Origin of the sequence: Flavobacterium croceum DSM 17960 (assembly GCF_002917885.1) — a bacterium.
Taxonomy (GTDB): domain Bacteria; phylum Bacteroidota; class Bacteroidia; order Flavobacteriales; family Flavobacteriaceae; genus Flavobacterium; species Flavobacterium croceum.
Map to the genome: position 1 here is coordinate 1 of NZ_PQNY01000049.1, position 3,880 is coordinate 3,880.

General features: G+C 29.1%; 3 protein-coding genes. All 3 read left to right on the forward strand.

What is annotated here, in order from left to right:
• The first annotated feature begins 141 nt into the window (after nucleotides 1-141).
• A complete protein-coding gene (locus Q361_RS13135; RefSeq protein WP_103727184.1) occupies nucleotides 142-969 on the forward strand; it encodes a GIY-YIG nuclease family protein in 828 nt (275 codons plus the stop codon).
• Between the two features lie 199 nt (nucleotides 970-1,168).
• Complete coding sequence (locus Q361_RS13140) at nucleotides 1,169-1,813, forward strand: hypothetical protein (RefSeq protein ID WP_103727185.1); 645 nt, start codon at nucleotides 1,169-1,171, stop codon at nucleotides 1,811-1,813.
• 627 nt (nucleotides 1,814-2,440) lie between these two features.
• Nucleotides 2,441-3,655 carry a hypothetical protein gene (locus Q361_RS13145; RefSeq protein ID WP_103727186.1) on the forward strand — a complete coding sequence of 405 codons (1,215 nt, stop codon included), beginning with the start codon at nucleotides 2,441-2,443 and terminating at the stop codon, nucleotides 3,653-3,655.
• Nucleotides 3,656-3,880 lie beyond the last annotated feature (225 nt).

Here is a 3,880-nt window from a genome sequence, read left to right on the forward strand (position 1 = left end):
TCATTTTATTTTAAATTGAAGTCTGTTTTTCACGAAAATGTTTATCTTTAGCAGAAATTTAGCCGTTCGCTGGCTTCGCTTCTGCGTCAAGCCGCAAAACGTTAGCTGAAACCGTCTGAAAAAACTGCAAAAAAGAAAAAAATGCTTAAATCAAAACTTAATTCTCTAACAAAAACTCTTGAAAATTTGTTAATGGAAATGTCTGAAAAAGACATTCTCGATTTATCAAAAAATGATAATGGAGTTTTTAATGTTGTTGTGGATTTACACAATGAATCATTTTCTACAATTGTTTGGAATGATGAAAAAGCGAACTTTGATTACTATCTAATTTATGTAACTAAATCTAATCGAAAACTTGAAGGATACTTAATTCAACTTCAGCCTCTAAAAAGAAACAGAAATGAATTAACAAATCTATTTGCGAATTTTATTGGAACAAAGTTTAATAAAAGTGAAGAAGAAACTATGGGAGTTTTTAATGCTTTTCAAGACCAACAAAGAACAGTATTTGAAAGAAAAGAATATTTGACTTTTGGTGATGAAATAAAAGATTTAGTCAAAGATTCTAAAGCAAGTTTAATTGTAAAAGGTAACAAATTGCCATTATATGTTCCGTTTGCAAAAAAACATAAAGCTGAAAAACTCGACAATAATACCAAACATAAGAAAGAAGATTTAGAAAATTATGTATATATAATGCATAATAAGTCAAATAATTATTATAAAATTGGTAGAAGTATAAAACCCGAACACAGAGAAAAAACTTTACAAGCTCAAGAACCAGATATTATTTTAATCGAAAAATGGATTGCACCTGCAGAAATTGAAAGATTACTTCATCAAAAATACAAACCAAAAAGAAAAAGAGGTGAATGGTTTGAACTAGTTGAAGATGACATTGAAGAAATTAAAATATTTATGTTTGAAATAACTAACAGAAAATTGACAAATCGCAAGAAAAAATAACGGCATCAGCTAACACAGGTTTTACGCTATTGCGGGTTTTGGGCTTAATTTAAAGTTTCTTTTGTATCTTTGAAGTCAGTGCAAAACCGAAAGTTTCGGCTTCTTTAATCCGCAACAGACGTAAAGCCTGGGAACGTTGGCAGTAATTTTGCCACAGAATCCGAAATCGAATATAATTGAAAAAATAAAATCCAATACAATGAGTGTTTTTAATATTTTTAAAAAGAAAACGGCTGAAATCAATAAGTCACAAGAAGATAAAATAATGAACTTTTACATTTATGGTTTTGTAAAAAGTAATCCTAATTTTAACTTTAAAGACCAAATATTAGCCAAAAAATTATTCCAAAAAATTATTGGCGAAAAAGGCGGAATAATTATCGGTAATTCTTTTTATCCATATTGTTTAATTGATGAAGATGGTTGTAGTGTTTGGGATTTTGCATTTTTATATTTATTAAAGAACAACCCGAATTTTAAAGAAGAATTAAAAAATAAAGATTTAACTTTATTGGAATTGTCTTCTAAATTCAATAAAATAAATTTGTGGGAAGATGATACTAGATTGACCTATGAAGAAAATCCTTTTTTCGGAAATGCAGTTCCGTTTATAATTCCATTTGTTGTTTTTGATAATAAACGTGATACAAATTTTGACAAAATGATTTTAAAAGAACTGAAAGAAAATGGTAATGCACAAAATTATATTGATGAGATTACTTTAATTTTGAAAGAGTTTATGCCAGAGACAACTTTTACTTTAGGATTTGACGAATTTAAAAGAGAAAATAAAAGTAAAATAATTGATAATTTTATTAATGCAAAAGCACTATTTGGAAAATAAAAAAACTACTGCCAACACACGTTTGGCGCAATTGCGAATTTTGTTGTAAATTCACGTTTGCATTTCGCAAGAAATTTTTTCTTTAACAGAAAATAATCAGTTCCGAAGTTCGCAACTGACGCCAAGCGTGGGAACGTTGTGTGCCATACTTCCGACGAGATTCAGAAGTGAAACATTTTAGTTTGAACAACCATTTGAATTTTAAGACTTGACGAAATGTCCGCTTTTGTGAGTTTTTAGGAAACTAACGGCTGAATTTTATCTGAAATCGAGTAAAGCTTGGTTCATGTTTAGCGGACATTTAGTAAAGTCTAACGACTGAAGAACGGAAAAAAACGGAAAAATCTCAACTTAAAAACTCATCGGAAATATGACACAAAAAAGCTAAGTGAAAACTGAAACTAAACGGAAGAAAATCTGAAAAAAGGCTCGAAAAACGGAAAAATTACTGAAATGAATCTGACATTTAGCACGTCACACAACAGCGGTTTGGCGCAATAGCTCGTTTTTTCTTAAATTGAAGTCACTTTTTCACGAAAATGTTTATCTTTAACAGAAATTTAGCCGTTCGCTGGCTTCGCTTCTGCGTCAAGCCGCGAAACGTTACCTGCCATTTTAAAAACAACTATGAAAACAAGAATTTTAATCTTAATTTTAATCCTACATTTTAGTTGTGGACTTTTAGCTCAAGATGAATTTCAAGTGTTAGAAAACCACACATTTAGTTCCATATACGATACTGATATTGACCGAACTGGTAAATCACTCGTTAAACTCAATGATGGCGTTATTTCGCTTTCTGAAACAAAATATGGAAAAGGAATAATAGCTAAACATGATTTCAATGGAAAAATCATATGGGAAAAATACTTTGACGATGAAAGAATTAATGATATAGAGGTTTACCAAAATTATATATATGCAGTTGGTTATAAGTATTCAAATAGTAAAGCTTGGGTATCAAAAATTGACTCCAATGGAAATATTATATGGGAAAAACTACTTAGAATACAATACGAAAATGAAGTTTGTAAAATTTCAATTTCAAAAAATGGTGAAATTTATTTATTATGTGAAATTCAAAAATCAAGATTACCAATAAAAATCAGTTTTAAAAAAAAATTTCGCAACCTAATATCTTTTAGATCTAGAAAGAAAGACAACTTAGAAAGTCAAATCGCTATTGTAAGAATTGATGATGAAGGCAAATGCAAATGGAAAAAAATTTTTGGTAAACAAAAAAACTATAACACTTATTTTGCAGGAATAATTTCATCAAACGAAAATACCGTAGTTGCAACGTTCTCCTTTTCCGAATTTAAAGTTGGAGCTAAAGGCACCAGAATAGTTATTCTTGATAAAAATGGTAAGCCGAAAAGTGTAATTAATCATCAAAATAGAATATTTGATGTTATAAAACATGATGGAAATGAATTTCAAACTTTTCAAGATAATGACCAAACAAGATTAGATAAACTTGATACAATAATTATCTCTAGAATTGGAAACCAGAAATTAGTAGCAGAGAAAATGTTCATTTCTAAATTCCATTCTTTTAATATAACTTCACAACTTTCCGATGACCAAAATTCACAATATTTTGGTGGTTCTGTATTTAATTATGAAACATTAGGAACCTTATGGGATAATCATGAAGATATTTATATTATTCAACTTGACACCAATTTTAAAATAAAACGAGAATACCAATTCAACTTAGAAAGCATTGACCGAATAAATGATATGCTAATGATTGATAATAAGCTATATGCAATCGGAGAAAGCTGGACAAGTGAAAATGGTAAAATAAAAATACAAATGAGATTAATAGTCTTAAAATAAAAACGTCAGGTAACAGGCGTTTTGCGCAATTGCTAGTTTTGTGATAAATTCACGTTCACGTTTCGCAAGAAATTTTATCTTTAACAGAAAATAATCAGTTCCGAAGTTCGCAACTGCGCAAAGCGCCGGAACGTTGTGCGTCATACTACCGCAACAGAATAGAAAACTGAAAAAAGTAATTAATTAAAAATAAAAAAATGTATCAAAAATTAACAAAAAATCAAT